General features: G+C 65.6%; 21 protein-coding genes. 12 read left to right on the forward strand and 9 right to left on the reverse strand.

The features are described from left to right. Positions 1–624: a YiiX/YebB-like N1pC/P60 family cysteine hydrolase gene (locus tag ABQ137_RS03510; protein ID WP_046345605.1), complete on the reverse strand. Its 624-nt coding sequence runs from the start codon at positions 622–624 to the stop codon at positions 1–3. 149 nt (positions 625–773) lie between these two features. Between ABQ137_RS03510 and ABQ137_RS03515 the strand changes: the two genes are divergently transcribed. Beyond that, on the forward strand, positions 774–1,109 hold the full coding sequence (locus ABQ137_RS03515; protein ID WP_349781186.1) for a DUF3817 domain-containing protein: 336 nt from the start codon (positions 774–776) through the stop codon (positions 1,107–1,109). Between the two features lie 482 nt (positions 1,110–1,591). Further along, complete coding sequence (locus ABQ137_RS03520) at positions 1,592–2,767, forward strand: HBL/NHE enterotoxin family protein (protein WP_104623450.1); 1,176 nt, start codon at positions 1,592–1,594, stop codon at positions 2,765–2,767. A 325-nt stretch (positions 2,768–3,092) separates the two neighbouring features. Here the strand turns inward: ABQ137_RS03520 and ABQ137_RS03525 are convergent, their stop codons facing one another. Continuing rightward, on the reverse strand, positions 3,093–5,417 hold the full coding sequence (locus tag ABQ137_RS03525) for a S9 family peptidase (RefSeq protein WP_349781189.1): 2,325 nt from the start codon (positions 5,415–5,417) through the stop codon (positions 3,093–3,095). Positions 5,418–5,820: 403 nt separating this feature from the next. Here ABQ137_RS03525 and ABQ137_RS03530 point away from each other — a divergent pair, with 403 nt between their 5' ends. Beyond that, positions 5,821–7,254 (forward strand): GAD-like domain-containing protein, encoded by a 1,434-nt coding sequence (locus ABQ137_RS03530; protein WP_349781191.1) that lies wholly within the window; start codon positions 5,821–5,823, stop codon positions 7,252–7,254. A 50-nt stretch (positions 7,255–7,304) separates the two neighbouring features. Here the strand turns inward: ABQ137_RS03530 and ABQ137_RS03535 are convergent, their stop codons facing one another. Continuing rightward, a complete protein-coding gene (locus ABQ137_RS03535; protein WP_184515945.1) occupies positions 7,305–8,396 on the reverse strand; it encodes a DUF1615 domain-containing protein in 1,092 nt (363 codons plus the stop codon). Between the two features lie 398 nt (positions 8,397–8,794). On the opposite strand from ABQ137_RS03535, the gene ABQ137_RS03540 reads away from it, so the two are divergent. From ABQ137_RS03540 to ABQ137_RS03550, 3 genes are all read left to right on the forward strand, one after another. Continuing rightward, positions 8,795–10,669, forward strand: a complete 1,875-nt coding sequence (locus ABQ137_RS03540; RefSeq protein ID WP_349781193.1) for a GGDEF domain-containing protein — start codon at positions 8,795–8,797, stop codon at positions 10,667–10,669. 140 nt (positions 10,670–10,809) lie between these two features. Then, positions 10,810–11,250 carry an Rrf2 family transcriptional regulator gene (locus ABQ137_RS03545; RefSeq protein WP_349781195.1) on the forward strand — a complete coding sequence of 147 codons (441 nt, stop codon included), beginning with the start codon at positions 10,810–10,812 and terminating at the stop codon, positions 11,248–11,250. Between the two features lie 432 nt (positions 11,251–11,682). Then, on the forward strand, positions 11,683–12,582 hold the full coding sequence (locus ABQ137_RS03550; RefSeq protein WP_349781197.1) for an NAD(P)/FAD-dependent oxidoreductase: 900 nt from the start codon (positions 11,683–11,685) through the stop codon (positions 12,580–12,582). A 64-nt stretch (positions 12,583–12,646) separates the two neighbouring features. Here ABQ137_RS03550 and ABQ137_RS03555 read toward each other — a convergent pair whose 3' ends face one another. Beyond that, complete coding sequence (locus ABQ137_RS03555) at positions 12,647–13,192, reverse strand: hypothetical protein (protein ID WP_184515963.1); 546 nt, start codon at positions 13,190–13,192, stop codon at positions 12,647–12,649. A 419-nt stretch (positions 13,193–13,611) separates the two neighbouring features. Here ABQ137_RS03555 and ABQ137_RS03560 point away from each other — a divergent pair, with 419 nt between their 5' ends. Beyond that, positions 13,612–13,824 carry a hypothetical protein gene (locus ABQ137_RS03560; protein ID WP_184610462.1) on the forward strand — a complete coding sequence of 71 codons (213 nt, stop codon included), beginning with the start codon at positions 13,612–13,614 and terminating at the stop codon, positions 13,822–13,824. A gap of 179 nt (positions 13,825–14,003) precedes the next feature. On the opposite strand, the gene ABQ137_RS03565 is transcribed toward ABQ137_RS03560, so the two are convergent. Together ABQ137_RS03565 and ABQ137_RS03570 are read right to left on the reverse strand one after the other, a co-directional pair. Beyond that, complete coding sequence (locus ABQ137_RS03565; RefSeq protein WP_349781199.1) at positions 14,004–14,552, reverse strand: hypothetical protein; 549 nt, start codon at positions 14,550–14,552, stop codon at positions 14,004–14,006. 205 nt (positions 14,553–14,757) lie between these two features. Continuing rightward, positions 14,758–15,699 (reverse strand): class I SAM-dependent methyltransferase, encoded by a 942-nt coding sequence (locus ABQ137_RS03570; protein ID WP_349781201.1) that lies wholly within the window; start codon positions 15,697–15,699, stop codon positions 14,758–14,760. 214 nt (positions 15,700–15,913) lie between these two features. Between ABQ137_RS03570 and ABQ137_RS03575 the strand changes: the two genes are divergently transcribed. Then, a complete protein-coding gene (locus ABQ137_RS03575) occupies positions 15,914–16,789 on the forward strand; it encodes a DMT family transporter (RefSeq protein ID WP_046345616.1) in 876 nt (291 codons plus the stop codon). Positions 16,790–16,899: 110 nt separating this feature from the next. Here ABQ137_RS03575 and ABQ137_RS03580 read toward each other — a convergent pair whose 3' ends face one another. Next, entirely contained in the window at positions 16,900–17,700 is an 801-nt protein-coding gene (locus ABQ137_RS03580) for a transporter substrate-binding domain-containing protein (RefSeq protein WP_184515972.1), read from the reverse strand. Between the two features lie 155 nt (positions 17,701–17,855). On the opposite strand from ABQ137_RS03580, the gene ABQ137_RS03585 reads away from it, so the two are divergent. Then, positions 17,856–18,071, forward strand: coding sequence for a hypothetical protein (locus ABQ137_RS03585; RefSeq protein ID WP_024937810.1), 216 nt, complete (start codon positions 17,856–17,858; stop codon positions 18,069–18,071). A gap of 124 nt (positions 18,072–18,195) precedes the next feature. Here the strand turns inward: ABQ137_RS03585 and ABQ137_RS03590 are convergent, their stop codons facing one another. Then, positions 18,196–19,968: an expansin EXLX1 family cellulose-binding protein gene (locus ABQ137_RS03590; protein ID WP_184515975.1), complete on the reverse strand. Its 1,773-nt coding sequence runs from the start codon at positions 19,966–19,968 to the stop codon at positions 18,196–18,198. Positions 19,969–20,536: 568 nt separating this feature from the next. Here ABQ137_RS03590 and cycA point away from each other — a divergent pair. Further along, the gene (cycA, locus tag ABQ137_RS03595) at positions 20,537–21,913 is read left to right on the forward strand and encodes a D-serine/D-alanine/glycine transporter (protein WP_039523314.1); all 1,377 of its coding nucleotides are present in this window, start codon (positions 20,537–20,539) and stop codon (positions 21,911–21,913) included. 186 nt (positions 21,914–22,099) lie between these two features. Continuing rightward, a complete protein-coding gene (locus ABQ137_RS03600; RefSeq protein ID WP_039523317.1) occupies positions 22,100–23,011 on the forward strand; it encodes a CorA family divalent cation transporter in 912 nt (303 codons plus the stop codon). A 413-nt stretch (positions 23,012–23,424) separates the two neighbouring features. Here the strand turns inward: ABQ137_RS03600 and ABQ137_RS03605 are convergent, their stop codons facing one another. Continuing rightward, positions 23,425–24,120: an AIM24 family protein gene (locus tag ABQ137_RS03605; protein WP_039523320.1), complete on the reverse strand. Its 696-nt coding sequence runs from the start codon at positions 24,118–24,120 to the stop codon at positions 23,425–23,427. 534 nt (positions 24,121–24,654) lie between these two features. Here ABQ137_RS03605 and ABQ137_RS03610 point away from each other — a divergent pair. After that, the gene (locus ABQ137_RS03610) at positions 24,655–25,614 is read left to right on the forward strand and encodes an arabinan endo-1,5-alpha-L-arabinosidase (RefSeq protein ID WP_184515978.1); all 960 of its coding nucleotides are present in this window, start codon (positions 24,655–24,657) and stop codon (positions 25,612–25,614) included. The last annotated feature ends 117 nt before the right edge of the window (positions 25,615–25,731 follow it).

Below are 25,731 nucleotides of genomic sequence, written 5' to 3' on the forward strand. Positions count from 1 at the left end.
TCAATTCAAACGGCCGACATACGCCAGCACGGGAGCGGCTGCCATATCGTTCGGGTTGGTGCCGGGCAGGCCTTGTGGCACGTCCATGCCCTTGCTGCGGTAAAAGTCAGTCCAGTACTGCGAGATCTTGCCGGTCTGCAGGTTCTTGAAGTTCATCGGTTGCAGGGCGAAGACGTGTCGTGCGCGGAACGCGCGTTCGATGAAGTCCGAGCAGTAGTAGCTGTTGTCGTCCTGCACGTAGGTCTGGTTGTAAGGCTTGCCGAGCATGCGCCGTGCCTGCGCGATGGCGCCGGGGATCGCATTGCGCTGTTCTTCCGTCAGCCGGTACACATGGATCTGCCGATGCTTGGCATTGGCTTCTTCGACGAATGCCTGCAGCGGCTGCTGCCGCGAGCCTTGTTCGTCTGCGTGCAGCAGCACCTGTCCGGTAGCGTCATGGGCGAGCAGTGCCACATGATCGAAGCTGGGGGCATCCTGCCTGGCGGTGGCATCGTCGATGGCGCCGCTCAGGCCGGTGCGGGCGGCGGTGACGAACAGCAAGTCGCCGTCCTGCAGCTGTACGGCGATGGAGGTGGTGGGCAGCAGTGCCAGTGCAAGCACGGCGAGCAAGAAGAGGGTGCGCATGGGAGGCCGGCAGGTGGTGCAAGGGCCACCATTATCGCCAGGAACGCGGGCCGGCTGCCGATGCGCGATGCGCTCTGTAGAATGCAGCTGCCAGCGGGCGTCGCCGCCGCCATCGCGTCGCGGCAATCCCTGTCTGTCTGGAGTGTTGCATGCGTGCTTCTTCTGCGTTGTCGCCGATCGGTCGGCTGTTTGCGGTGGCCGCCTTTATCGAGGGGCTGACCTGGGCCGGCTTGCTGCTCGGCATGTTGCTCAAGTACGGCACGCACACCACCGAGCTTGTGGTGTGGCTGTTCGGGCGCCTGCATGGCGCGGCCTTCCTGTTCTATGTGGCGGTCAGCGTGCTTGCCGCGCTGCGGCTGCGCTGGCCGTGGTGGGCGTGGGCGCTGAGCCTGCTGGCTGCGTTGCCGCCACTGGTGACGGTGCCGCTGGAAATGTGGTTCCGGCGTATTGGCCTGTTGGGTGTGCCGGCGCGAACTGCCGGCTGAGCGCGCCGGGGCGAACCCCGATGCGGCGTGATCGCCATTGCAGTGAAGGTGATCGACCAGCGCATCCGCTGTTTGTGGACGCCACTGGCGATCGGCATGGTAGAGCCTGCACCTGCCGGACGATGTGCCGGCTGAGACAAATCGACGGGTCGGCGCGCATCGGTTCGGGGATGCTGGGGTTCTCGGGCACTCGGTGCTTTCGCAGATAGCACGGCAGCGTTCTCGAGAGCATCGATCATCGGTGCTGTCCCGTTGTGGCAGCAGGCCGGCAGTCGCTGTGTTCAATGGCAAGCGTTGATGGAGCGTCCAACGCGTCCGGGTTCGGGCATCGGTGGTCGCAATCCGGCATGGACCCAAGGCGAACGGATCCATGGGACCACACGCAGGTGACGTAAACAGAACGTCTGGATCCGAGAACCAGCGGTCCGGATCTGGCGGTGCCATTCCTCGATTCATTGGTTGACAGCATCAGGAGACGATCCATGCAAGCGCAGAAGAAGCCGTTTTTTCCCTTTGCTCTGAGTTCGGCCCCACAGGTGACCAGCATCGCGAGTGCGATCGGTACCTCGCGTGTATTGGCTGCCGTCTCCAACGATCCCTTGCCCATCGATCAGCAACTTGCGAACGCATTCAATGCCAATAATGCGGTCATGGCCTATGTCTTGGGCATCGGCAATACGCAGTTGCCGACGATCTCGCCTTCGCCCACGTGGTACAGCACGTTCCAGACAGCGTTCAGCGATGCACAGATTCACGCCAATGGCTGGTATCCGATTGCGACCAATCTCGTCAGTATCCCCAACTCGATTGCGGGCTATGGCATTTCCTTCAATGTCAGCATGTCCACCATCAATTCCCTGGTGGCGGTGCTGCAGAACGATCCGACCAATGCCGCTGCGATTGCTGCGCTGAAGTCTCAGTTCGGCAGCATGATTTCCCAAATCACGTCCTATACGCAGAGTGCGGTGAATGTCCAGCAGTCCATCACTACATTCAGCAATAACCTGACCTCCGATGCGGCAGTGCTGGCGCAGGCAGTCGTTGACTCGACCAAGGAGCAGGAGGTGGATCAGGCCAAGATCGCTGCGTTCAAGGCCGATATCGCGTCGCTGCAGTCGGAAATCAGCCATTGGCAAACCGTCGAGACGGCATCTGCGATTGCTGCAGGTGTCGCCTTCTTTACTGGTGCGGTGATTGCAATTTTCTCGTTCGGGATCGGCTTGGCATTCGGGATCGTCGCCGCCGCAGCGCTGATCACGACGATGGTCATCGCATCGAACAAGATTCAGGCGTTGAAGAGCCAGGTAGAGGCCGACAACAGCAATATGAATGCTGTGACCCAGCAGGCGGCGAGCCTGGCGGTGCTGAATGACCAGGTCAATGGATTGATCGCGCTTTCGCAAGCGGCCAGCACGCAGATTTCCCTGGTGTTGCAGGTCTGGCAAGAGCTTGAGTCCGAGTTGAATACCGTGGTGACGGACTTGACCAACTGCAACGGAAACGTCACCAATTTGAACCTGCCGCAGCTTCAGTCCAATCTGAATTCCGCCAACCAGGATTGGCAGACTTTGGTGGGACTGTGCAATACAATCGCCTCGATCAAGTACAACCAGGCAACGCCCGCCACCGCGACGATCCCCGACCCCGCCACTGCCTGACGATCGGCATTGCATGGTTGGATGAGGTGGCTGCATTGCCGAGCCACGTGCATCGGGTCGCCATGGACTGGTGAGCATGTGGCCGGGCTGGCGGAGGCATGTGGATGTCCACACTCTTCCGTCAGCCCGCCATCTGAAGCACGTCGGCGGCCAGCGATGTTCCGCTTGCCGGTGCACAGCGCAGTCGTCATCAGCAGGTTCCAGCAGTGTGGAAGCGTACAGCGCCAGCACGTACGGCCGGCGCCACCCCGAGTGGCACGTGTGGCGGTTCGTTGTCTGCACGCTGCTGCATTGGCGTTCTAAGGAGAGGTGCCGTGCACACCGCTTAGTTCTTGGGCATCGGCTTCATCTGGTAGTCGGCCGGTGGCGTGGCACCGAGCAGGTGTTGCACGAAGTAGTCCCAGCGGCGGCGGCTGACATACGGGGTGAGTTCGCCATAGCCGTGCTTGGCGTTGGGCAGCATCAGCATGTCGAATGTCTTATTGGCCTTGATCAGGGCATCGGCCACCAGCAGGGTGAGATATGGCGGCACGTTGTCGTCCAGGGTGCCGTGCACCAGCATCAGCTTGCCCTTGAGTTTGCTGGCGTGGGTGGCATTGGCCTGGTCGTCGTAATTGGAGCTGCCGTCCTTGTTGACGATGTGCTCGCCGTGATACTTCTCGGCCCAGTCGTCCTCGTAGCCGCGGTTGTCGTGGTTGCCGCTTTCCGACCAGGCCACCTTGAAGAAATCCGGGTAGCGCAGCATCGCGGCGGTGGATGCATTGCCGCCGCCGGAGTGGCCCCAGATACCGACGCGGCCCAGGTCGATCCACGGATAGCGCTGGCCGAGTTCCTTCAGGCCGGCCACCTGGTCGGGCAGGGTGTTGTCGCCCATGTTGGCGTACCAGGTGTCGTGGAAGGTCTTGGAGCGCCACGGTGTGCCCATGCCGTCGATGGCGACCACGATGAAGCCCAGCTCCGCCAGCGATTGATTGTCGCCATGGCCGGCAAGGAAACTGCGGCCGCGGACCGAGCCGGTTTGCGGGCCGGGATAGACGTAATCGATGATCGGGTACTTGCGCGCCGGGTCGAAGTTGCTGGGCTTGAACATCAGGCCATACAGCGTGGTCTTGCCATCGCGCGCCTTGACCGTGATCGGCTCCGGCGGCACCCAGCCGGCCGCCTTGAGGCGGCTGATGTCGGCAGTGGCAATCGTGCTGACCTTGCGTCCGTCGCCGGCATCGCGCAGCAGCGTGACCGGTGGCGTGACCGAGGTGGAGTAGGTATCGACAAAGCGCGCCCCATCGGGCGCCAGCGCAATGCTGTGATCGGCGACTTCTGGCGTGAGCAGCACCGGCTCACCACCGTCCAGACTCACCTTCCACAGTTGCTGGTAATACGGGTCCACGCCCGGGCTGCGGCCGACGCCGACGAACCACGCAGTGCGTGTCAGCGGGTCCACGCGCAGCAGTTCGGTGACGTTGCCCTCGCCGCTGGTGATCGCGCGCTTGGGCTTGCCGGTGGCCAGGTCGTAGAGATACAGCTGGCCCCAATCGCTGCGCTCGGAAAACCACACCGCCTCGTTGCTGCCGGGCAGGTACGCCCAGTTGGCGGCGACCTGGCCGCTTTCGTAATAGGTCTTGGCGGTTTCGTCGAAGGCGGTGCGCACGTCGCCGGTGGCGACATCGGCAATGCGCAACCAGGCCTGCTTGTGGAAGCGCGAAGTGGAGACGAAGGCCAGCGTCTTGCCGTCCGGCGCCCACTTCACATCGTCCCACAGGCCCGGCGAGCAGCTGACGTCATCGCACAGGGTGGAGCGGTGCTGGTCGGGCGGCAGTTTCAGCCGCAGCACGCTGCGCGTGGGCACGTCGATGACCACGCGCTCGATCATGGTCACGTCCTTGTCGCCGGCCAGCGGATATTTCCACGACTGCAGTTCCGGATGCCCGAGCTTGGTGCTGACCAGGTACATGTCGCCGGTCTTGCGCTGGTCCTGCTGGAAGGTGGCGATTTTGCGTGAGTCCGGCGACCACGCAACGATGGCGTTGTCGCTGTGCTGCCAGCCGGCGTTGTCGGTGGCGTAGCCGAAGTTTTCCACGCCGTCGCGGGTGAGCTGGGTCTCCTGGCCGCTGGCGAGATCGCGCACCCACAGGTTCCAGTTGCGGATGAAGGCTTCGCTGCGCTTGTCCGGCGACAGCACGCCCGGCTCGGCCTTGTCCTTTGCGTACAGCTTGCTGCAGCGCGCACGCGCATCGCAGACCACGGCAGTGTCGCGCACGTTGAGGCGGTAGCGGCCATCGGCGGTACGCTTGACCGCTGGGGCGAAGGTGTCGGCCTTGAGCGGCTTGTCGCCGGTCTTGAGCAGCGTATTGAGCGAGGCGACCAATGCGGACTGCTTGAAGATCGGCGCGCTCTTGCCGGTGGCGGTGTCCAGCTGCAACAGCTGGTTGCCCTTGGCATCGTGGTCGACATAGACCACGTGGGTGGCGTCCAGCCAGTCGATGCGGGTGGCCTGGTGATCGACCAGCGGTTGCGCCAGATAGCTGGTGAGGCGCTCGGCGCGGGCGTAGTCGGCCTCGGTGACGGCAGGCGTCTGTGCGCTGGCGAGTGCCGGCAGGGTGACCAGGGCGATGGCGGCGAACAGCTGCCGCAACGGCAACGGGGTGGGCATGAAAGACTCTCCGGGACGAAAGGAGCGCGCAACGCGGTCGGCGCGACCGTCCGATGCTACCCGCCAGATGGGCCGGGCGCCTCTGCCAGAAGTCGTGTTCGCGCCGTTGTCGACTGGGGCGGGCCGCACGCGTTTCGGCGACCGAAGCGGGGCGGACCTGTGATTGAGCGGTTGCCGAGCGCATCGGCCGGTCCGGCACCGCCACAGCGTGACCGATGAGGTTCGTCGAGCGCGATGCCCATCGAGGCAGATCACACCCGTGGACCGCACGCGCGCCGGTGATCGGCCAGCCACTGACTGCGGGAATGTCCCGGCATGAACTACGCTTCCCGGCGTCCACACAGGGCCATCTGGCACGATTTGGATTTACTGCACGCACGCAACGTTGACTGGAGGCCGTCGGATGTCATGGTTCCGCCGCTTGGCACTGTCCCCCTTTATCAAGGCACACCCGCCACGCAAGACGCAGCCTGCCCCGGCGGACCTGATTGCCGCCTATGCGCCGGTGCTGCCTGCCAGCCTGCTTGAACTCTGGCGCCAAAAAGGACTGGGGCACTATGGCGACATGCAACTCGCGCTGATCGACCCCCGGCAATGGCAACCGGTGCTGGATCGCTGGATCGTCTCGCCACCCGATGCGGTGCGGCGTATTCCGATCGCGCTCACCCCCTTCGGCGCGCTGCTGTACTACCGCAAGCTGACCGCCACCGACGAAGACGTGGTCTACCTGGACCCGGTCTCCAAAGCCGCCGCTGACCTGAGCTGGAGCCTGGACGACTTCTTCAACCAGTCCCTGTGCGAGGCGGAATTCTGCGACTCCCTGATCCCATCGGCCCTGCTCGCCGCCGCGCGCAAAGAGTGCGGCGCATTGGCTGCGGGCGAGGTCTACGAGATTGATCAGATGATGTTTTCGATGCAGATGTTGCGGGTCGACAAGGTCGATGCGTTGGCGCTGCACACCCGGCTTCGCGATGCTGTCGACGGCCCTGCAACCGTTGCCGATGCACCTACGACCAATGGCGATGCATTACCCGCAGCGCAGCGCTCCATGTTCGAGGACCTCTTCAACGAGCCACAGTCCGGCAACGACCTGCACGGCGTGTACCTTTCGTCGTATATCGATTGGCATCGCATGCTGGCGCTCGAGCCCAACGGCCAGTATCGCCTACTGTTTTGGAAAATCGATCATCGCAGCCTTGCACGCACCGATGTGCGTGCGTATGCGGGCCGCTACGAGGTAACGCATACCGAGATTGGCGACGAACACGTGACGCTCGATATTCGGTTGCGCAGCGACTCCAGTGGTAGCGATGCCAACGATGCGCAGCTGGTGGTCATGCGCTCGGGTACCGACATGTTTCTGCTGCGCGCCGACGAGCTGGCAGACATGGCAACGGCCATGGATGGCTCGAAAACGCTGGGCCGCAGCGAGTACTACTTTCGCAAGGTGGGGTTGGGCGATGCATTTGTCGAGGAGCCATCCGGTGGACGCGCTGCGCCCCCGCTTGCCGATCTTCCACGCGCGTTACAGCAACGGGTGACTGCCGAAGCGATCATCGCCACCATCACCCATGTGGACGACGTCGACCCGGATGCTGAAGACGACGGCGCCGGCACCGTCATGTGCACACTGGACCGAGGCCAGGACGATGGGCTGCGCATGAACATGCCGCTGCGCTCGCCGCCAGACACCGGGCGCGCCCTGTATGGCTGGGTCTGGGAGATGCACCCTGCCGCGTGTCGGGTCGGCATCAACTATCAACGCGGCAGCGATGGCAAGGTGGAACATGGCCCTGTTGTCGGCGATGTGTTGACCAGTCGCCTGAGCGGGGAATGAGATGGCGATGCGCAGCGCAGGCAGTGCTCGCAGCGCGGCAAGCCAGTCGCTTACTTGCCCATGCAGCGCTTCCAGCGCTCGTTCACGCGTTGCGCGAACCAGGCGGTGGTGAGGGTGCGGGTGATCTTGGGGCTTTCCAGCGTGATGCCGGGCAGCACCGCGCGCGGCAGCGGCTTGCCGGCACTGCGCTCGGCCAGCGCGAAGACCTGGCGATACAGCGCGGTGTCTTCGAAATCGGCAGAGTTGCCGGCTTCCAGGGCGCGGCGTAGCTGCCGGTCGCTCATCGCCAGCTGGCTGCCCAGGGCGCGTGCGGCGCGTTCAGTGCCGCCGGGGGCATCCAGGCTGGCACCCGGTGTCAGCAGGTCGCCGTCCAGGGTCAGCGCGATGCCGCTGGCCCTGCTCAGCGCCGCCTGGAAGGCGGCATTGCGGCTGGCGTACCAGCCGGCATTGAAGTCGGCAAAGCGGTACAGCAGGGCGTCGTAACTGGCCGGATACCCGAGCAGGTGCCTGGTGCCGAACCACAGCCCGCCGCGACGGCTGAACACCTCGTGGCGGATCGAGTCGCCGGGCGGATACGGGTAGCGCTCGGCATGCTGCTCGGCAAACGCGATGCTGACCTGCATCGGCCCGGCGGTATGCACCGGGTTGAGCCCGTCGAACAGGCGCGCGCCCAGCGGCACGCTGCCGGTGAAGTCTTCGAAGATGCGGCTCAGCTCCTGCTCGGTGCGCGCGCTCGCGATGCGCGTGGCATAGCTGCGGCCGTCGGGCGAGTCGATACGCAGGGCGGCATCGACCATGAAGCCGGGGATGTGATGCGCGCTGGCGCGGCGGTCGATCTCGGCACGCGAAATCTTGCCGAGATTGGGTACCACCGGGTTGGCCTGGTAGGTCGACTCCTGCTCGGTCACCGCCAGCACCGCGCAGATGTGCTCGGCGCTGGTGTCCAGCGCCTGCGAGGACAGCGCCACGTAGACATCGTCGGCCCAGCCGTTGCGATCGCCCAGCGTGGCCGGCAGGCGTCGCGCGATGTCGGCCTTGACCGCGTCCGGGGAGCGCTGTGGCGCACGCGGCGCCTGGGTGGCGCAGGCCGACAGCAAGGCGACGGCGAGCAGCGTGAGCAGGCGGGGCAGGCGGGATGTCACGGCGTCTCCAGGATCCGGGGGGCGGCGGCAGGTGCCGTGTCGCAGTTTACGTGGCTGTCGCGGGGTGGTTGCATGCGGCGATGTGCAGCAGCCGCGACGGCGCGGGTCGCCCGCCGGTGCGATCTGCAGGCCGATTCAAGCCCGCTGCATGCAGGCCGCTATCGATCTTGACGCATAGCGTGGCGATCACATGACCTGCCGTGTTCGCCGGTCATCATGACCGCGTGTTTTTGCATCGAAGTGGCGTCAGTCAGACGCCGACATCGCCCCGATTCCACTGCCAGCCAACCATGGGAGAGCTCGAGTGCCGCAGCAACCAGCAAACCCGATGCGGGCCGGGCGGCGCTTGCTGTGCACGGCAGCCATGCGGTGTGGCTCATCGTCGCCGTGAGGTGTCGATGAGCAGTGCGACGCCACGCTGGCGGCGCATGGCCGTGGGGATGGCTGCAATGCTGTTCAGCGCGATGCTGTGGGCGCAGCCGCAGCCGTGGAAGAGCATCGAGACCGCCGCGATCGACGACCCCAGGGCCGCCCTGCAGGCCGCCCAGGCCGCGTTCGAGCGTGCCCGCAGCGATGGCGACGCCGATGCGCAGTTCTGGGCCTTGCTGGCGCAGGCGCGGGTGCTGATTTCGCTGGAAGAGACCGAGCGCCGCCAGACAGTCCTGGCCCAGGCGCATGCGATGCTGGAACGGGTGCGCGGCAACGCGGCGCAGGCGCAGCTGTGGCTGGCGATCGTGCAGGCGCTCAGCGATGTGCGCGAGAGCCCCAACCGCGGCATGCTGGCGCGGCTGGAAGCGCTGCGTCAGCAGGCGCGCGCGCTGGGGCGCAACGATCTGCTGTGCGAGATCGAAGCGGTCGACATGTGGAGCATGCTCGCCTCCGGCAGCAGCGACGAGGCCTGGAACGCGGCGCAGGCCAGTTACCAGTGCGCGGTGCGCGAACACAGCTTGAGCCTGGAGCTGGATGCCCTGACCCAGCTCGGCTCGCTGGCCAGCCGCGTGGGTGGTCGTTCGGCAGAAGACAACGACGCCGAAGACTATCTGCTGCGCGCCCTGGCGCGCCTGCGCGGCCAGCCGGCACGCTTCCAGCGCAGCCTGATCGAATACGAATACGGCACTTCGCTGGCAGCGCAGCAGCCGGACGCGTCGCTGCTGCATTTCAGGCGTGCGCTGGCGCTCAGCCGCGAGCTGGGCGATCAGGCCGGCGTGGCCGCGGCATTGACCAGCGCCAGCGAGGTGCTGATCGACGCCGGCGATGCCGCTGCAGCACTGGCAATGGCGCGCGAGGCGCTGCCGTTGATGCAACGCCAGGGCAATGTCGGCCGCGTGGCCGCCTGCCATGCGGTGTTGTTGCAGGCATTGACCGCGCTCAAGTCCGGCAGCCTCGGCATGGAGATCATCGCGGCCCGGGCAGCGGACGACCCCAATCTGCCGTTGGTGCGGCGCGCGCGACTGCTCGATGCCATTGCCCAGGCACTGGCAGCGGAGGGGCGGCATGCCGAGGCCTACCAGGAACTGCAGCGCGCCAACACGCTGCGCGCGCAGAGCCTGGATCGCCAGCGCGATACCGTGATGCTGCGCCTGCAGGCGCGTTACGAAGATGCACGCCGTGGCGCGGAAACCGCCGAGCTGCGCCGCCGCAGCGAGACCGCGCAACTGGCGTTGCAAGCCCGCGAAGCCGGGCAACGCGCCTTGTGGATTGCGCTCTGCGCGGCCTGCCTGCTGTTACTGGGCGCGCTGGTGGTGCTGGCCTTCGGTGCGCGCCACCGGCGGCAACTCTCGCGGCTGGCGATGCGCGACGAACTCACCGGCCTGCCCAATCGCCGCGCCATTCGCGCCGAGGCGCAGCAGCAGGCCGAGCAGGCGGTGCGCTCGCAGGTCCCGTGCATGCTGGCATTGATCGATCTGGACCACTTCAAGCTGATCAACGACATGCATGGCCACGCCGCCGGCGATGCCGTGCTCAAGGCGCTTGCCAGCGCCTCCAGGTTGGCGCTGCGCACGCAGGATCGGCTGGGCCGGCTGGGCGGCGAAGAGTTCCTGCTGGTGCTGCCGGGCTGCAGCGCAGAGGAGATTCCGGCGGTGTTCGCACGGCTGCGCAACGCGGTGGCCGCGATCGAGATCGCCGGCCTGCCCGCCAACCAGCCGGTGCGCTTCTGCATGGGCGCGGTGAGCGTCACTGCAGGGAGCGGTCTGGATGTGCTGCTGGGGCAGGCCGATCTTGCGCTGTACGCCGCCAAGACCGCCGGGCGCGATCAATGGGCAGTGGTTTGACTGCTGCATGCGCGGCTGCGCGGCGCCGGCTGCGACATCTGCGCGGGGCTGCGGCACAATCGTGCGGTGGCGCTGCCACGTTGCCTTCCGTCGATTGAGCGAACCGAGACCGCGTGCGAACCGATAGCCGCCTTTCCCGCATGCTGCATGTGCTGTTGCACATGGCCAGAAGCCAGCGGCCGATGACCTCCGAGCAGATCGCCGGCATGCTGTCGACCAATGCGGTGGTGGTGCGTCGGACCATGGCCGGCTTGCGTGCTGCCGGCTACGTGCAGTCGAGCAAGGGCCACAACGGTGGCTGGCATATCGCGTGCGACCTGACCCAGGTGACATTGCTGGACGTGCACCGTGCAGTGGGCGGCCCGCATCTGTTTGCGATCGGCGCCGATCACCCCAACCCGCAATGTGGCGTGGAGCGTGTGGTCAACGCAGCCATCGCCGACGCGCTGGCCGAGGCACAAACCGTGTTGCTGCAGCGCCTGGGCACGGTGACGCTGGCAACGCTGGCGGACGAATTCGATGCGCTGTGCACGGCAGCCGCGCTGCCTGCCGGTCTGCCGACAGGCAAACGCAGGCGCTGACGCACACCAGCTGTTGCATACGCCGTTGCACATGGGGTGCAGCCGGGATGGCGGACGCGAGGTGTGCCTGCGCTTGCAGTCCCATGCGGCATACGCATGCGCTTTGCGGCAGCTGGTCGGCATCGATCGCAGACAGGGCGCGCTTGGCCAGGCGCAATCGCCAGGGCGATGCCGTTTTTCGGCATGGCGTGTATGTGCGCATCCGCGCAGCACCGCCACGCCGCACTGGCAAACAATGCATTCCTGCAGGTGACGACGCGAACCGCCGCCGATCACGGCAAGCGTGACAGCAGGCAGCGCATCAACCCTCGTTAGCACACGCAACCCGTCAGCCATCAAGCAGGTAGCCACGTCAGCACACCGCGGTTGAATCGACGGTCTTTTCATGTAACATCGAAAAGTACATAACGCGGATTTCTACCGGGAGCGGACATGCAGCACGACGTGATCATCATTGGCGGCAGCTATGCCGGACTGTCGGCCGGGCTGCAGCTGGCGCGTGCACGGCGCGCGGTCCTGGTGATCGATAGCGGCCAGCGCCGCAATCGCTTTGCCACCACCTCGCACGGGTTTCTCAGCCGCGACGGTGCATCACCTGCGCAGATTGCCGAGACCGGACGCGCGCAGCTGCTGGCCTATCCGAGCGTGCAATGGGCCGACGGCCAGGTGATACAGCTACGCGGCGAGGCGGAAGCCTTCGAGGTGACGCTGGCCGATGGCTCCACGCATACGGCGCGTCGCCTTGTCCTGGCGATGGGGGTGGTCGATCGTCTGCCGGCGCTGGCCGGCCTGGCAGAGCGCTGGGGCACGCAGGTGTTCGCCTGCCCGTACTGTCACGGCTATGAGCTGGGCCAGGGCCGCATCGGCGTGCTTGCCACCTCCGCCTTTGCGGTGCATCAGGCGGCCATGCTGCCGGACTGGGGCGCAACACAGCTGTTCTTGAACGACGCGGTGGTGCTGGACGAGGCGCAGCACGCGCAATTGCAGGCACGTGGCGTGCGCGTGGTGGGCGGCACAGTGGCGGCGCTGCAAGGCGATGGCGACGTGCTGGAGCTGGTGTTACGCGATGGGCAGGTCTGCGCGCTGGATGGCCTGTTCATCACCACCCAGACCGAACTCAGTGCCTTGGTCGCATCGCTGGGCTGCAGTACCAGCGAGGGGCCGCTGGGCCGTCATATCGCGGTGGATGCCATGCAGGCCACCTCGGTGCCGGGTATCGCTGCCTGCGGTGATGTGGCCAACCCGGCGGCATCGATCGCCTTTGCGGTTGCCAGCGGCGCAATGGCCGGCGTGGCAACGCATCGCTCGTTGATGTTCGGTCTGAGCAACTGAGCGGCGTGTTGCGATTTCCCCTGCAGACCATGCCGGCCTGCAGGAGAAATCGCGGCTGCGCTGCTTACTGGCTGACTTCCTGCATCGCAATCTTGTGCTGCTTGGAGTACGCGCGCTGCGCGGTATTCAGCGCTTCCATATCGGTGTTGAGCTGGGCGGACACGGTTTCCAGGTCCTTGGCCAACGGCGCCAGCTCGGCATTGCCGTAGCCGTTGGGCAGGGCCGCCACGCGTTCGAGCGCGGCCATCATCGCGTCGGCACGCTTGAGGTAGGCCGACAGCTTGCCGTCCAGGTCCTTGGCGTTGTCTGGCACGCCCGCGGCCATGGCGGTATTGGCCTGCGCGTTGGCGGCCAGTGCCTTGCGCTGGCTGCCCAGTGCGGTCTTGTAGCTGTCCAGCGGCTTGTGCGCGACGGCATCGGCCACCAGGCTCTGCCCGCGATCGCCCGACACCCACGGGTCGATGATGGTGACCGCGCCATTCCAGACCGAGATGTTGTGCAGCAGGTAGTCGCTGGAAGAGAGCTTGGAGGCGCCGGTGGTGGTGCCGCCACCGCAGGCAGCCAGCAGCAGACTGAAAGAGACAAGCAGGAACGTGGTGAACGTCTTCAAAGCGAAAGATCCTTGGTACGAGGCCGTTGTTGTCACTGCATGGCGAAGACGGCAAAAACCCCAAGGAAGCGCCCGGACAATCCATGTTGCACTGTTGCTGGCCATCTTCCCTGAGACGAATGCAGCGTGGAGCATTCCATTCACTCTGAGCGAGTGCGCTGCGCCATCAGTATAGCGGCCGCGCTCAGCCGGCAGGTGCGTGTCATGCGCTCGTTGCGCGACCACCAGGTGCTGCATGCGTGCGATGGATGGCCTCGGCCGGTTGCGCTGCGCGTACACTGCGCCGCCACCATCGAACCGATGCCTGCGTGAAAAAGAAGCGGCCCAAATCACCGCCACCTGCGCCAGCTCCCGCAGCGTCCCGGATCCACGAATGGATCATCGGCGGGGGAGCGGTTGTCGTGGCAATCGCCTGCTGCATGCGGCTGTGGCTGGTGCTGGAGGCGATCGTCACGGGGCGCTATATCAGCGTCATCCGCGGCCGGCCGACCAGGGTCTTCTACGCGGATGCAGACCCGCAGCGGTTCTGGATCGCCGTCGGCTGGGATGCGTTGCTGACCAGTGTGCCGTTGGCGCTCATCGCCTGGTTCACCTACGTTGCCTGGACCACGTACCGACGCGGCAGGCGGTGACCTGCGTGGTCGTTCCACAGCATGCGCAACTGCGGTGCCGCGGTGCCGCGCTGTCGACGACGACGCGGCTGCGCAGGCGTGCGGCAAGCCGCTGTTGAGTACACGGTGTTGATCAGCGGTCGGGTCACACGGCCTTGGCAACCGTTTGCGCCGATCGATGCCTGCGCATCATGTGGCCATCAGGGCTGTGTCTGCTTTTGCTTGCGTGATGGCGGCTGCGTCTCGCGCCTGGGCCAGGTGTCATAGCTGTAGACGAACTGCTTCTGATCGGCTCCCATGGTCGGGTCGCAGTGCCAGGAAGTGGCGACGCTGCCGGGTTCCAGCACGCCATCGACTTCGCGCACGGCCTGCGCTTCGAACGCGCAGATCGCCCCGTACAGCTTGATATCCCAGTCCGGCGCAGAGGTGGGGTGGGCGTGCTGCACCAGCACGATGTCGCTGCCGTGGAAGTGGTGCACCTGGGCGCCGTGTTGGCGATTGATGCTGAAGTAGCACGGTGCGCCGATGCCCAGCGGGAGCACTTCGTCATCGCGCAGGATCGCGCACTTGCCGGCGTGTTCGCCCAAACGAATCGTACGCCCGGCAAGGACCGCAGTGGTCACCGGATGGCGGGTGGTGACTTCGGACATGGGCTGCGGCGGCGGCGACGTCTGTGGCGCGGTCTGCGCGTGTGCGCCGGTCATCACCAACAGCGCGGCGAGCAACCAGGTCGGAAAGCGGATGCGCATGCAACGTCCTTGTCGTGGGCGCTGCAGTATCGCAGATCCGTTTGCTGGTCAGGCGTGGCTGGCACGCAGACTGCACTCCAGGCAGACGGAGGCGGTCAATGCCTGGGACGGCATCTGTCTGCTGCATTGCGGCTTGGCGTGCAGCGCCGACATCCAGTTGGCCGCGACTGACTGCGCGTTTTCGGTTGCGGAAAACATCCCGCAATCAGCGCCGCGCCGGCAGCGTCGCAAGCACACCATCCAGCGCCAGTTGCGTGCTGAAGCCTGCCTTGCTCAGGCGTTTGCTCACTTCGTTGGGCACGTCGCGCCCGCTGGTGAGCCGGTTGGGCGCGCCGGTGTAATGGAACAGGCGCCCGCCACGACGCAACACCCGCGCCAGCTGGTCATAGAACAGCTGCGAATACAGCTCGCCGGCAATGCCGAAGCGCGGCGGGTCGTGCAGGATGGCATCGACCGAATCGTCCGCCAGCGTGGTGATGTGCTGCGAGATATCGGCGTGGGTCAGCTGCAGGCGTCCGCCGTAGGCGGCATCGGCCGGGTCCGGCGACCAGGGATTGAGCGTGCGCAACCACAGCACGTCGGCATTCTTTTCGAACGAGTGCAGCTGCGCCACCCCGGCTTCCAGGCAGCAGGCAGCGAAGTAGCCCAGCCCACCGCAGGTATCCAGCACGATCTTGCCGCGCGGGTCGACCAGCGCCACCTTGCGGCGCGCATCGTCGAACGGCGACAGCTGCGCCGACGGTAGCATCTTGATGCCATCGATCTCGAAGGTGGGCGCACCCCATTCGGTGGGAATGAGCTTGATCAGCGCGCCGCTGAAACGCGAGATCGGGGCGAAATCATCACCGTCCCAGAAGTACAGCGTGCGCTCCTTGAACTTGCCCGGATACGGGTAGCCCCTGCCGCGCCACTGCCAGGTCTGCGCATCCAGCTGCGCGGTGCCGGTACTGCGGCCCAGGTCCAGCGAGCCGGTCCATTGGGTCAGACCGCTGCCGCGCGCGGCAAGCAGCGCCTGGGCATCGGAGGAAATGAGGAGTGGGCCGGAGTAGTGGGGCACGAGTCGCTGGTCTGGGTGGGCAGGCGTCACGCGCGCTGCGGGTGCGAGGGATGGACTGGCATCGTAACCGACCCCATCACGCATGCGCATCCAGCGCACCGCGGGCACGATGGCGCGGCGGCGCAGCGGCGGTCTCTGCAGCGACGTGGGGCGGCGGGCCGTCTGCAATGGTGTGCCGGTGGTGATGCATGAGCCGTCGTGCCCGGATGCATGCGCCGATTCCTCCGACGCACGCCGCACCGCATACTGCGCGCTGCCCCCGTCGACATGTTGTCCGATTGGCGCCAACCGTGGAGGATCGGCAATGCTGAAGGGTGTGTTGTTGGGGTTTGCCTGTTATGCGGCCTATTCGATCAGCGATGCGTTCGTGAAGCTGCTGGAAGGCACGCTGCCGGTCTACGAAGTGCTGTTTCTCGGTGCACTGCTGATGCTGGTGGCTGTGCCATTTTTGAAGAAGCCGGACGACCGGCTGCGCGAGCTGGTGATGGCCAAGCAACCCAGCCTGTGGCTGTTGCGTGCGCTCACCGGTGCCATCGGTAACCTGACCTCGGTGATTGCGTTCACCACCTTGCCGATGGCCGAGGCGTTTGCGCTGATTTTCCTGATGCCGATCTTCGTCACCGTACTGTCGGTGGTGTTTCTCAAGGAAGAAGTGCACTGGCGGCGCTGGTCGGCGGTGATCGTCGGCTTCATCGGCGTGTTGATCGTGCTGCGTCCGGGCTTTCGCCATCTCACCCACGGGCATGTGGCTGCGATCGTGTGTGGCCTGGTCGGTGCGATCTCGGTCATCACGCTGCGCATGGCCGGGCATAGCGAAAAACGCCTGACCTTGTACGGCGCCGGGGTGATCGGCCCGTTGGTGATGGGCGGGATCATGATGTTGCCGACCTTTGTCTGGCCCACGCTGTCTCAGTGGGGGCTGTTGGCCGGCTACGGCCTGCTTGCCGGCCTGGCGGCGATCTGCCTGATGTACGCCACGCGCATGGCGCCGGTGAGCGTGGTTGCGCCCACGCAATACAGCCAGATGCTGTGGGCGATCGCCTTCGGCTACCTACTGTTCCACGACCACCTGGACTGGCCGATGGCGGTCGGCATCGCACTTATTCTGGGCGCGGGCCTGTTCACGCTGATCCGCGAGGAGCAGGTGTCGCGGTGGTGGCGGCGGACGAAGATTGTCTGAGAGCGGGGATTGGGGAGTCGGGATTGGGGATTGGTAACGGCGTCAAAGCGTGTTGTCGCTGGTGTCAATTGCCGCTGCCAATCCCGAATCCCGACTCCCCAATCCCGGTTTTACGGGGGCGCAGTGGATTCCTTGCGCGGTGCGCGCCAGGTTTCAACGATGCGCGCGTACTCGCCGCTGGCCTTGCTCAGGTGCAGCCACTGGTCGACGTACGCTTTCCAGGGCTGGTCGTTGCGCGGTAGCAGGAAGGCTTTTTCGCCGTATTGCAGCGGCTGCTCCGGTGCGATTGCGCACAGGCCGGGCAGGCGTGCCTGCTGGTGGAGCGCTTCGGAGGCGTCGGTGATCATCACGTCCGCGCGCTGCTGCAGCAGCTCCTGGAAGATGGTGGTGTTGTCGGCGAACAGGCGTAGGTGCGCGCGCGGCAATTGTTGGCGCGCGAAGGCCTCGTTGGTACCGCCGGGCGGTTCGATCACGCGCACCTCGGGTCGGTTGAGTTGCGACAGGCTGCGGTAACGCGCCTGGTCGGCGCAGCGCACCAGCGGAATCTTGCCGTCCACATCCAGCACCGCGCTGAAATTGGCCTGGCGTTGCCGCTGCAAGGTGACCGAAATGCCACCGACCGCGATGTCGCAGCGATCGGCGAGCAGGTCGGGCATCAGTTGCGGCCAGCTGGTGCGGACGAACGCCACGCGCGCGCCCAGGCTGCGGGCCAGCGACTGCGCCAGGGCGATATCGCTGCCCTCGAACTGCCCGTCGGCACGCAGCAACGAGTAGGGGCGATAGTCGCCGGTGGTGCAGACCCGCAGCACGCCGGATTGCAGCACCGCATCCAGGCGTGAGGCAGGCTCGGGCGCGGCTGCGTGCGCAAGGCCGCAGCTGAGCAGGAACGCAAGGCAGATGCGATGGCGCATGACGTGGCCTCGGAAAATTGCGGCCATGATAGTCGTGGCCGATGTGGTGTGGCCGACGTCAACGGCATGTCAGCACGATCCTGCCCGGGATCACGGTGCGGTAGCGCTGCGTTGCGCACTGTCGGTGCTTCATTCGAACCGATCGGAGTCACCTCATGCAGCTCAATCCACGCACTGCGCGTCCGATGACCACCGCCATTGCCGGGCTGTCGGCACACGGCACGCCCGATCCGGATACCAATGAAGACGAAATCCCGCTGGAAGAACAGACTCCGCAGCAAGGCGGTTTGCGCGAGGAGGTGGGCGATCTGGAAGAAGACGACGATCAGGCATTGCCCGGCCGCGTCGGTGGCGGGCTTGCGGGTGGTTGATGCGGGGGGTAAGAGCGGCTAACCAAGCACTTGAGTAGCCACCAGGCGTGTGCGGCCGACACTGAGATTCTTCAGCATCGTCTGGATGTTCCCAGGCCGGATGGTCAAGGGCGCGATGCCCTCGTCAAGGGAACTGCACATGCCCGGGTTCGAAGTACACCGGCTTGTCGCCGTCTTCGGGCAGCGCGGGGATCGTGTCCAGGATGGCCTTGCCGCGGATATCGGTGATCCGAATGGACAAGGGCTGGTTGCCGAGCTGCTCGCCGAGGAAGTGGTTGTAGTCCATCTTCTGCAGGCTCTTCCAGCTGCTGCCCTGTTTCACTTCGAACTTGACCACCGGGTAGACGTGATTGCGCACCTGGATCGCCGCCCACCAGCGCGAGCTGCCTTCCTTGATGCGGTATTGCACGTTACCGGTGGTCGGCGCGCGCACGATCTTCCAGCTGATCGGGATGCGCCCCTGCACGGTGTCGCCGATCGCCGCGAAGGCGTTGGGCGATAGATCAAGGCCGCCCGATGCGCCCTCCGGGTATAGGTCGGTGACGTAGACGACGGCCTTGCCCTTGGGCCCGGTCACTTCCAGATAGGCGCCGGCCAGTGCGGCCCTGACCCCGCCGAAGTTCATCTGGGTGGGGTTGAGCGCGGTGATGAAGGCATTGCTCGGAATGGGATCCAGCAGCGCCGCTCCGCCGGAATAGCCCGAGCCGGTATAGGTCGCGGTGCCGGTGAAGGTGCTGTTCCAGCCAGTGGCCTTGCTGGCATCCGCGGCAGCGGCCGTCTTTGCCGATGGCGTGGCGGCGCTGGCGCTCGTCAGTCCCCAGGCCTGATGCAGGACCTGCAGCTTGTCGGCACGCGGGTTGCCATCACTGGCAAGCAGGCCACCGTTGTTGGCATTGCCCACCTCCCAGCTACCGAGCACGGCACTGTGCATGCCGGTGTTGCTCAGATACCCGCTCAGTGCGTGTTGCCATGCCCGGTCACGTGGATCGCCATCGCCCAGGCCGCCGCCCAGGCTGACCGGCAGCACCGCGTGATCGGCGTAGAATTGTCCGAAGTCGCGCTGCCAGCTCGCCGGCAGGCTGCGCGGAAAGTCGGCCGCTGCAAACGCGTCCGCCGCGTCGCGATCCGGCCCGGCCAGCTTCGGCATCAGCAGCAGATGTGCGCGCGGAATGCGCAGCGGCACGCAGGCGAGCGGCTGCAGATTGCTGCCGGCGGCCTTGCGTGCGGAGTCGCTGCAGAGCGCGTCGTTGCCCACGCCCTCCACTCCGATCACCCAGGCCGGCGCCTGCTTCAGCACCGCGGCCGCTGCTCGCGCGGCGATGCGGTTCCAGTCGGCGTCTGCCGCATTGCCCGCCCAGTTGGCATTGCGGTAGCCGCTGCTGCCCAGGTCGATCCCGAGCACGCCCGCGGTGCTGCCGTAGCGGCGCGCGAGCAGGCCCAGGCCCTCCATCCAGGCGTCGTGCTGCGTGCCCAGCTGCGGCGCCGCGTCATCGCAAGCGCCATCGGCGAAAGCGAGCAGCACCTGCATGCCACGCTGGGTGCTGGCGCGCACCACGGCGTCGAGCAACTGCAGGGAAGTGAGGCCAGCCAGCGCGGGGTCGCCGGCTACCTCGGCGGCTGCCACCGGCCTGGCTTGCAGGGTTGCCGCACAGATCGGCACGCGCACGGTATTGATGTCCGATGCCTGCATCTGATCCAGCAGTTGCTGCAGCGTATTGCTGCGCAGTCCGGTGGCCGCCAGCGCTGCGCGATCGAAGCCGGGCCAGGTCACGCCGCGTACCTGCAGCGCCTGGCCGCGCGCATCGGTGAGGTGTCCGCGTGTGTCGACCTGCACGGCCAGTGCGGTCACGGGAGTCAGCAAGGCCAGGCCAAGCAGCAGATGAGCATGAGAGCGCATGGGAGTGTCCTGAGGGATGGCCCGCGCAGGAGACCAGCGATCGTCGTGTGCGGTCCGTGCGCCGGGTCAAGGAAGCGGGCAGGAGTGTGGGAGCCGCGGCAGGCGAGCGGCCGCACTGGAATGGGGATCGCGGTTTGTGCGGGATGCTTGATGCGCCGCCGCTGTCGGCGGTGTGTACTTGATGCATCGCCGACCAGCGGTGGCCATGTTGCGCTGCGCGGGTGACGGACGTAACGGCAGGCATGCTGCGGACGTGGTCGACCGGCTGTGCTCGTGCCCTGGTAGTGCATGTGCCTGTGTGTCGCGAGAGCAGACAGCGCTGCAACGTGCAGGCGGCAGGCAGAGGGGGACTGCTCCAGCGATGCGTTGCGCGCGTTACCGACGGCTGCGCTTCCTCGATCAGGGCAGCCGCGAACGCGTGGATAAGCGGCGCACCACGATGGGGCTAGCCAACCACCGTTCGCCGGCGCACGCTGCGGCCTACCCGGCGCCGCTGTGTAAACCGCTGGTGCGCGCTGCCGCGATCTCGTATTTTTGACGGCTTGTTCACTTGCCGGTGCCGTGCCCCATGTCCGATCCGTCCGCGCCCGATCATCTGCAACGCAGTCTTTCCAATCGCCACCTGCAGCTGATCGCCATCGGTGGCGCGATCGGCACCGGGCTGTTCATGGGCTCGGGCAAGACCATCAGCCTGGCTGGCCCGTCGATCCTGTTCGTCTATCTGATCATCGGCGCGATGCTGTTCTTCGTGATGCGCGCGATGGGCGAGCTGCTGCTGTCCAACCTGGAGTACAAGTCGTTCATCGACTTCTCCACCGATCTGCTCGGGCCGTGGGCCGGGTTCTTCTGCGGGTGGACGTACTGGTTCTGCTGGATCATCACCGCCATCGCCGACGTCATCGCGATCGCCGCCTATGCGCAGTTCTGGTTCCCCGGATTGGCGCCGTGGATCCCGGCCATCCTGTGCGTGCTGTTGCTGCTGAGCCTGAACCTGGTGACGGTCAGGTTGTTCGGCGAGATGGAGTTCTGGTTCGCACTGATCAAGATCATCGCCATCTGCGCCTTGATCCTCACCGGCGCCGGGCTGGTGGCCTGGGGCTTCCGCTCGCCGTCGGGCAATGTGGCCTCGCTGTCGAACCTGTGGAACGACGGCGGCATGTTCCCAATGGGTATTGGCGGCTTCTTTGCCGGATTCCAGATCGCGGTGTTCGCCTTCGTCGGCATCGAGCTGGTCGGCACCACCGCTGCGGAAACCGCAGACCCGCGCCGCAACCTGCCCAAGGCGATCAACTCGATCCCGGTGCGCATTTTGATTTTCTACGTGCTGGCGCTGATCGCGATCATGGCGGTGACGCCGTGGCGGCAGGTGGTGGCCGACAAGAGCCCGTTCGTGGAGCTCTTCGTGCTGGCCGGCGTGCCGGCGGCCGCGAGCCTGATCAACTTCGTGGTGCTGACCTCGGCCACCTCGTCGGCCAACAGCGGCATCTTCTCCACCAGCCGCATGCTCTACGGCTTGGCCGAGGAGCAGCACGCGCCCAAGGGTTTTGCCAAGCTTTCGCGTGCGGCGGTGCCGGCACGTGGCCTGCTGTTCTCCTGCCTGTGCCTGTTGCTGGGCGCGATGCTGGTGTACCTGATCCCCAACCTGGTCACTGCGTTCACGCTGGTCACCACCTTGTCGGCGGTGCTCTTCATGTTCGTGTGGTCGCTGATCCTGTGTGCCTACATCGCGTACCGGCGCAAGCGGCCCGAGCAGCACGCGGCCTCGGCGTTCAAGATGCCCGGTGGCGTGTTGATGTGCTACGTGTGCCTGGCGTTCTTCGCCTTCGTCATCGTGCTGCTGACCTTGCAGGCCGACACACGCCAGGCCTTGCTGGCCAGCCCGGTGTGGTTCCTGATCCTGGCGATCGGCTATGCGGTGAAGCGGCAGCAGACGCGCAGCGGCTGAGCGCGCGTACCAGCGAAGGCATCCAGCGAAGACCTCATCAAGGCCCCGCACTGCGGGGCCTTGACGTCTGTGGCTGCACGGCGCTGCGATAAAGGCCACTGGCAGCTAAGCGCGTTTTGCGCGCGACGTTGACGCGGATCGGGTGGAACGGGATGCTCGCCGCCATCCATCGCCACGGCCCATCGCATGATCACGACGCACCCGATTGCCGGAACACAGCACACGCAAGGTTGCTGGGTCGACCTGTGCCAGGCCAGCGCGCAGGAACTGGCGCAGGCCGCAGACAAGGTGGGCTTTGCGCTGCCGGATCGCGCGGCCATCGGCGAGATCGAATTCTCCAGCCGGGTGCGGCGCCAGGGCGAGGTGCTGTTTCTCAACGTGCCGCGCTTTCAGGACGACGATGGCCCGACTGCGCCGCTGGGCTTTGCGTTGTCGCCGACCATGCTGGTGACCCTGCGCGAGCAGCACATGGGCTCGCTGGATGCGGTGGCCGCGCGTCTTGCGCATGAGCCCTGCCATAGCGCCGACGATCTGCTGCTGCGCATCTTCGACCAGTTGGTGGGGCGCCTGGCAGACCGGCTCGAATCGCTGGAAGCCGAGGTCACCGACACCACCCGGCAGGTGTTCGACAACCCGCACAAAACCAAGGACCTGGAGCGCATGCTGCATCAGGTCGGGGGCATGGGCCGACGTCTGGGCGGGCTGCACAATGCCGGGCAAGGCCTGCTGCGTCTGGTCACCTATCTGGATGGCGCCGCGCCGGACTGGTTCGGTGCCGATGCGGCCAAACGCATCGGCTTGCTGCACAAGGACCTGACCACCTTGAGTGAATTCCAGCAGCACATGGACGACCGCATCGAGTTCCTGCTCGACAGCGTGCTGGGCATGATCAACATGGACCAGAACAACGTGATGAAGGTGATGGCGGTGGCCTCGGTGGTCGGCATTCCGCCCACCGTGCTGGTCGGCATCTGGGGCATGAACTTCGCCTACATGCCCGAGCTCAAGTGGCACGACGCGTATTACTGGGCGCTGGGCGTGATCGTGCTGAGCATGCTGGTGCCGCTGGCCTGGTTCCGCAAACGTGGCTGGGTGTGATGCATCAGAGCCGGAAACCGTAGGAGCGCACCTGGGCGCGATATGGCGTTACCGGGAAGGCCCTCGCGCCCAGGGGCGCTCCTACAGAGTGCCGTCAACGCAATCATCTGTTGCCTACGGTGGCGTGACTACGCAATGCCAGGCTAGGGCATCCCGGTAGCTGTGCAGCGCGCGGCAGACTGCAGGAAACCCCGTAGGAGCGCACCTGGGCGCGATGCGGCGTTACCGGGACGATGCGGCGTTACCGGGACGATGCGGCGTTACCGGGAAGGCCCTCGCGCCCGGGGGCGCTCCTACAGGGTGGCTGGGATGCGCAGCTGTCACTGCGCACTGCGCCGAGACCGGAAAACTGCCCAGCTGCGTAGCGTGCGACCAGGCGAGACGCATTGTTGATTGCTGCCGGGCGGCCTGGATCAGCCCTTGGCCTGGAAGCTGGCTTCCTCGTACGGCTGCACCACCACCCAGCCTTCGCCGGCAAAACGCATCTGCAGGCTTTCGCCCGAGCCTCGGCCGAACAGCGTGCCGATCGACACGTCGGTGACCAGCTCCGGGGACAGCGTGCCCGACCAGGCCACGGTGGCATTGGGGTCGGTGAACACCGGGCCGCTGGCGGCGGTGACCGGCAGGGTCAGCGGCTCGTAGTGCGAGGTGATCGCCACGATGCCGTGGCCGCTCAGGCGCACATTGAACAGGCCGCCGGACAGCATGCCCGCCACTTTGCGCATCATCGTGATCTTGTGCTCGACGCCGGATTCGAAGGCCAGCACGTCGTTGCCGTTGACGAAGATCGCTTCGCCATTCAAACGCAACAAGGTCACCAGCTTGCCGAGGTCGGCCAGATATACCCGGCCCTGGCCTTCGGCCTTCATCAGCTGCATGCCTTCGCCGCTGACCGCCTTCTTCAGCAGGTTGCCCAGGCCCTGTTCCAGCAGCCCCTCGCGGGTGAACTTGACGTTGCCGGTGCGCGCGACCATGGCGCCGGCCTTGGACCACACCATGCCGTCGAGGCGCACTTCCAGCAGGTGCGGGTTTTCCAGTTCGAACGGATCGGGGCTGACGTCCTTTTCCTTGGAATGGGCGAGAAATTCGTTAAGCGTGCGTACGGCCATGGATCCGTCCTGGAGGGTGAAAGAGTGCGCATGATACGCGGCAGGCTTGTATCTTCGAAGCGTACTGGTGTGCGCGTCGCTGTGCGTCTGCACAGATGGCGCGCCGATGTTGCGGCGCACATGGTGCTCAGTCAGCGCGTCGCGCGCGATGACAGCCACAACCAGGTGCCCATCCATCAAGATCTGTGCGTCGTGGCGAAGTAGTGCTGCAGCTTTTTGCAGCGTCATGGATGCGGGTTGGCATCGACGCACTGCACGGCGATAAAGAGATGACGCCGATACGCCACTGGTGCAGTGACTCTGTGCGCGCCACGTTCCGACGTATGCAATCCCAGCTACGTTACACAGTTCGGCACGAAGGCACGTCGCAAATAAAACAACCGCTCGGCCTGCACCGTGCTTCTGAGATCGGCGTCGGATTCGTGGCATTGTTGCCGGGCTAGATTGCGCCTACAGAAAACGTCTTTACGTTGTTCAAGGAGTGGGGCGATGCGCGTTGTGGGTGGCAGTCGAGTGGAAGGTGGCTGGTCTGGAATGTCTCTGCGTAGTCGCGCGATTGCGTCGCTGTTGGCCCTGGCTGCTGCTGCCACTGGCTTGCATGGCGCGCCCGCGCAAGCGGCAGTGGGGCCGGGTGTGGTGAGCGGCGACACCATCGTGCACGACCCGTCGATGCTCAAGCTGAGCGATGGGCGTTACTACATCTATGCCACCACCGGCGTGGTCACCAGTACCGACCGCACCAAGTTCAGCAATGCGGGCGCGATCTTCAGCAGCATGCCGAGCTGGGTGCGCAGCTACAACCCGGACAACCAGCTATGGGCGCCGGATGTGTCCTTCCATGGCGGCAAGTATCTGATGTATTACACCGCCTCCAAGTTCGCCACCAATACCTCGGCGATTGCGCTTGCCAGCAGCAGCACCGGCAAGCCTGGCTCGTGGAAGGATCAAGGCATCGTCTACACCTCCAAGAGCAGCGACGACTACAACGCCATCGACGGCAATCTGGTGGTGGACGGCAATGGCAAGTGGTGGTTGGCGTTCGGCTCGTTCTGGTCGGGGATCAAGCTGATCCAGCTCGACCCCGGCACCGGCAAGCAGCTGTCCGGCAACACGACGCGCTACAGCCTGGCGAGCCGGCCGTCCCCGGGCGCGGTGGAGGCGCCTTTCATCCAGCAGGCCAATGGCTGGTACTACCTGTTCGTGTCGTTCGATGCGTGCTGCAAGGGCGCCAGCAGCACCTACAAGATTGCGGTGGGACGTGCGCGCTCGGTGACCGGGCCGTACCTGGATCGCGCCGGGGTGGACATGCGCAACGGCGGCGGCACGGTGATCCAGTCCGGGTTGGGCAGCATGCATGGGCCAGGCGGGCAATCGGTGTTCCGCGATGGCGACGGCGACATCCTGGTCTACCACTACTACGACGACCGCGGCGACGCGCGCCTGGGCATCAACCGGCTGGGTTACGACGGCAGTGCATGGCCGGTGGTGCAGTAGCAGCAACCAATCGAACACGCTGCTGCGCGCTGCACTGGCGCAGCGATCAGGCGATGCCTGATGCAGCGATCCGCCGGCGTTGCCGACTGCCAGAACCGCAAGGCCGCCAGCGCCGCC

The organism is Xanthomonas sp. WHRI 8393, from assembly GCF_040203315.1.
GTDB classification, from domain to species: Bacteria; Pseudomonadota; Gammaproteobacteria; order Xanthomonadales; family Xanthomonadaceae; genus Xanthomonas; species Xanthomonas arboricola.

What these genes read in the sequence shown, in the direction of transcription:
- ABQ137_RS03510 (WP_046345605.1), bottom strand. Translation starts at nt 624, where the DNA reads ATGCGCACCCTCTTCTTGCTCGCCGTGCTTGCACTGGCACTGCTGCCC.
- ABQ137_RS03515 (WP_349781186.1), top strand. Translation starts at nt 774, where the DNA reads ATGCGTGCTTCTTCTGCGTTGTCGCCGATCGGTCGGCTGTTTGCGGTG.
- ABQ137_RS03520 (WP_104623450.1), top strand. Translation starts at nt 1,592, where the DNA reads ATGCAAGCGCAGAAGAAGCCGTTTTTTCCCTTTGCTCTGAGTTCGGCC.
- ABQ137_RS03525 (WP_349781189.1), bottom strand. Translation starts at nt 5,417, where the DNA reads ATGCCCACCCCGTTGCCGTTGCGGCAGCTGTTCGCCGCCATCGCCCTG.
- ABQ137_RS03530 (WP_349781191.1), top strand. Translation starts at nt 5,821, where the DNA reads ATGTCATGGTTCCGCCGCTTGGCACTGTCCCCCTTTATCAAGGCACAC.
- ABQ137_RS03540 (WP_349781193.1), top strand. Translation starts at nt 8,795, where the DNA reads ATGAGCAGTGCGACGCCACGCTGGCGGCGCATGGCCGTGGGGATGGCT.
- ABQ137_RS03545 (WP_349781195.1), top strand. Translation starts at nt 10,810, where the DNA reads ATGCTGCATGTGCTGTTGCACATGGCCAGAAGCCAGCGGCCGATGACC.
- ABQ137_RS03550 (WP_349781197.1), top strand. Translation starts at nt 11,683, where the DNA reads ATGCAGCACGACGTGATCATCATTGGCGGCAGCTATGCCGGACTGTCG.
- ABQ137_RS03560 (WP_184610462.1), top strand. Translation starts at nt 13,612, where the DNA reads ATGCGGCTGTGGCTGGTGCTGGAGGCGATCGTCACGGGGCGCTATATC.
- ABQ137_RS03565 (WP_349781199.1), bottom strand. Translation starts at nt 14,552, where the DNA reads ATGCGCATCCGCTTTCCGACCTGGTTGCTCGCCGCGCTGTTGGTGATG.
- ABQ137_RS03570 (WP_349781201.1), bottom strand. Translation starts at nt 15,699, where the DNA reads ATGCGCATGCGTGATGGGGTCGGTTACGATGCCAGTCCATCCCTCGCA.
- ABQ137_RS03575 (WP_046345616.1), top strand. Translation starts at nt 15,914, where the DNA reads ATGCTGAAGGGTGTGTTGTTGGGGTTTGCCTGTTATGCGGCCTATTCG.
- ABQ137_RS03580 (WP_184515972.1), bottom strand. Translation starts at nt 17,700, where the DNA reads ATGCGCCATCGCATCTGCCTTGCGTTCCTGCTCAGCTGCGGCCTTGCG.
- ABQ137_RS03585 (WP_024937810.1), top strand. Translation starts at nt 17,856, where the DNA reads ATGCAGCTCAATCCACGCACTGCGCGTCCGATGACCACCGCCATTGCC.
- ABQ137_RS03590 (WP_184515975.1), bottom strand. Translation starts at nt 19,968, where the DNA reads ATGCGCTCTCATGCTCATCTGCTGCTTGGCCTGGCCTTGCTGACTCCC.
- cycA (WP_039523314.1), top strand. Translation starts at nt 20,537, where the DNA reads ATGTCCGATCCGTCCGCGCCCGATCATCTGCAACGCAGTCTTTCCAAT.
- ABQ137_RS03600 (WP_039523317.1), top strand. Translation starts at nt 22,100, where the DNA reads ATGATCACGACGCACCCGATTGCCGGAACACAGCACACGCAAGGTTGC.
- ABQ137_RS03605 (WP_039523320.1), bottom strand. Translation starts at nt 24,120, where the DNA reads ATGGCCGTACGCACGCTTAACGAATTTCTCGCCCATTCCAAGGAAAAG.
- ABQ137_RS03610 (WP_184515978.1), top strand. Translation starts at nt 24,655, where the DNA reads ATGTCTCTGCGTAGTCGCGCGATTGCGTCGCTGTTGGCCCTGGCTGCT.